This is a genomic window from Novipirellula sp., from assembly GCF_041583735.1.
Classification (GTDB): domain Bacteria; phylum Planctomycetota; class Planctomycetia; order Pirellulales; family Pirellulaceae; genus Novipirellula.
This window is the reverse complement of sequence record NZ_JBFHFD010000811.1, coordinates 1-3305: the sequence shown is the minus strand read 5'-3', so window position 1 is coordinate 3305 and position 3305 is coordinate 1. Positions and strand designations below refer to the sequence as shown.

2 protein-coding genes are annotated in these 3305 nt (G+C 54.4%); one reads left to right on the top strand and one right to left on the bottom strand.

Annotated features, from left to right (window positions below; all coding sequences use genetic code 11):
- Positions 1 to 103 precede the first annotated feature (103 nt).
- Positions 104 to 850 carry a sugar phosphate isomerase/epimerase gene (locus tag ABX962_RS33095; protein WP_339942815.1) on the top strand — a complete coding sequence of 249 codons (747 nt, stop codon included), beginning with the start codon at positions 104 to 106 and terminating at the stop codon, positions 848 to 850.
- A gap of 174 nt (positions 851 to 1024) precedes the next feature.
- On the opposite strand, the gene ABX962_RS33090 is transcribed toward ABX962_RS33095, so the two are convergent.
- The coding region (locus ABX962_RS33090) for a glycoside hydrolase family 5 protein (protein WP_372725954.1) at positions 1025 to 3305 on the bottom strand (2281 nt) is incomplete at its 5' end.

Genomic DNA, 3305 nt, shown 5'->3' with positions numbered 1-3305 from the left:
TGAACGGGGTTTTGCTGGAGCACGTTTTCTTTGTAAGCTGTAAAAAACGAAAAGACCAAGCGTTAAAAACGCACTTGATAGAACAACGGGATAGGATGCTCTTATGATTGTTGCTGCTTCGACAGAATGTTGGCCCGAAATGGAATTGCGTGAAGCAATCGAAGTGCTTCAAGATTTGGAGTTCACTGCGGTCGAAATCGCGCTGCACGAATCGGGGAAAATCAAACCCAGCGACTTGGTGACTGACGTCGATCGGGCGGCTCAGATTTTGCGTAGCTCGCATCGCATGGATATTTCGGGCTACAGTGTCCAGCTCGCATCGACCGGTGATCAGCACTACGCTGACTTCAAAGAGATTTGCCGCATCGCCAAAGCGACCAAGGTCGTCAATATCACCGTTCCCTCAGCCGAACTCGGAACCCCGTTCAACGAAGAAGTCGAACATCTTCAAAAGTTGGTCAAGGTTGCCGAAACCGAAGGTGCCCGGGTGGCGGTCCGCTGCCAATTGGGGTGTCTGAGCGAAGACCCCGATACGCTGATGGTGTTGTGTAATAACGTCGACGGACTTGGCGTGACGTTTGACCCTAGCGTCTATATCGCGGGTAAAGCGAACACCAAGAACTTGGACAAGATTCTGAAGTTCGTCTGCAATGTGCATCTTCGCGACACACGTCCCGATGCATTCCAAGTCAGCGTCGGCCAAGGCGAAGTCGATTATGGCAAGCTCGTCACACAGCTTGAACGCGAGAAGTACGACCGAGCCCTGACCGTGCACATGTCACCGATCGAAGGGCTCGATCATCGCGTGGAACTGAGGAAGCTACGCCGCTTGCTGGAAACTTTGGTTTAGTCGCTGATGATTCCGTAGCGAAAGTCGTCAAGACGTTCGCACCCCACAATCCTCGCTGATCCGCTTGTCCACGTTTCGTGGACAAATCGACGATCTCGACGCCGATTCGAAAGCGTATCAGCACCGGGCCCGGTACGCGGCGTCATCGGTGGGCATTATCCGTGGGTATTTGCTTTACCGCGTTTTGTTCAGAGGAAACTTGCGGCCGGACAAAGCCTGTTTCGCGAACTCACCCCAGTATGGTGTCGGAGTGTAGCTCCAATCGGAAATCATCACCGGCGAGGCTTTTGGGTGTAGACACCATCCGGTCCAGTTGAGGCGATGTTTCTGGATAAATCCCAACATATCGGGTACCCACGTATACGGGTCTTCTTGGTCATCCGCCGGAACAAAGTCCATCTTCTTGGTATCGGCCCCGACTTCGCCTAAGAAAATAGGATGCTGAGCCGCCGTTGCCAGCATCTTGTCTTCCCAATCGGTGTGCCAGTTGTACGTGTGCCAGGAATACATGATGCCGTTGCCCGTTTTATCGTCCAGCGCGTATCCACGAGTGATTCCAGACAGGTCGTTACACCAGAAAATGCCTCCTGCGATAATGATGTTTTTGGCTCCGCTTTCGCGAACCGCATCGACGAGTCCCTGCATGCCAACAGATTCAAATCCCTGATTCTTCGTTTTCTCTTCGTCGCTCAGGAATGCAGACTCGTCAGTCCCCGACTTTTCGCCGATCCAACCGCCGCTGCGCCATTGTTCCCAAGTGACGCCGTGAGGTTCGTTGAAGACATCGAACAGCACTGCAGGGTGGTCGCGGTAGAGCCCGGCAAAGTCCTTCCAAAACGCGGCATGCGATTGCTTCGGGGCGCGAAAGCGATGCAGGTCAATCACGATATAGGCTCCCCGATTCGCAGCGAGAGTGATGATTTGGTCAATGATCTCTCGGTACTCTTTGCCGCCATCTTTCTGATACGCACTTTTGCCATACCAGAATGCTTCGTTCATAGGGACACGCACACAGTTGGATTTCCATTGGTCGATGGCGACCACAACGGACTTGATCACCTGGCGGTCATGGGGCAGTGTTTCTAAGCCGCCCGCATTGACGCCTTGCAGCCATACTTCGTGGCCGTTTGTGTCGTGCAATCGGTTGCCAACCACACGCAGTTCGCTTGGCCAATTCGATCGCTTGGGTTGTTCCGGTGGAACATAGCGAGCCTTCGCTTCCGCTTCCCGCTGCTTTGACGTAGCGATCAGCGCGTCCGGGCTAACAGGTCGGAGTGCAATGTCATCCAGGTCGAGTGTGCCCGATTGCACCTGAAACAAACTTGGCATCAACACCAACGTCAATGCATCCTCGGGCACTAGGAACTGAGTGCTGCGGTCGGTCCAGCCATCGGTGTCTTTTTGCGAATAGAGAGGTGAGGGCGACTGCTTCAGCTTCTTTCCATCGACCCCTAAAAACTCGATCATGATCCGCGCATCAAACCAAGGCGAAGTTCCCTTCTTCAGACCGGTCACACGCTGACGCCACGTCAACTCAAGTGCTTCGGTCGCGGCAGGAAGATCGAAGGTGCGATACGCCATGACCATGGTGTTCGGCGCCGGGGACTTCAGCCGCAAGAAGTGGTTGTCTTGCTCTTGTTCCCAGCTTCCGCCGACTTTCAGTCGCCCCCAATCGTCCGGCCAGCCGTCGGATTTCGCATCCGTTTCAAAGTCGCCATTGGTAATCAGTGAACGGTGTTCGGCCAGCACGATCGCCGCTTTCGACCTGCGTTTCGCTGCATCGGCCGCAAGTTTCTCTTGTCGCTCTGCTGCAGCAGCCTCGGCTTCGCGTCGAATCGGTGTGGCGTCCACGCTGCGTAGTACGACGTCATCTAAATCGAATGTTCCGGAGTGAACCTGAAACAGACATGGCATGAACTTTAGTGTTTTCGCGTCTTCAGGCACCAGGAACGTCGAACTCTTTTCGGCCCAACCATCGGTATCGCTACGCGATGCCGGTGCCCGCGGCGTTGGGGTGACCTTTTCACGCGATGCGTTTAAAAACTCCATTAAGATACGGGCGTCGAACCACGATTGCTTGCCAACCTTGAGTCCACGGATCCGCTGCCTCCACGAAAATTCGATCGCTTCGACACCCGCCGGAATGGCAAACTCCTGATACAGCATCACCATCGTTCCGGGCGATGGGCTGGTCAATCGCACAAAGTGGTTGCCGTCTTCTTCGACCCACTTTCCGCCTGAGTTGACCTTGGCCCAACCATCGGGCCATTGGTCGCCATCTTGATCCACTTCGAATTGACCATTGGGAATCAGTGCCCCCGCTGGCGTGGATTGAGCCCGCGACTCCGCTGTCCATAGACTTAAAAGTAGTAGCGACAGCAACATCACGAATGGTCGGTGGATTTGCATCATGGCTTCAACTTGTTTCGGTCGCGTTGCATCGGGAAGTTTTGAG

Excerpts from the sequence above, each read along its gene's own strand:
- ABX962_RS33095 (WP_339942815.1), top strand. The coding sequence starts at position 104 with ATGATTGTTGCTGCTTCGACAGAATGTTGGCCCGAAATGGAATTGCGT.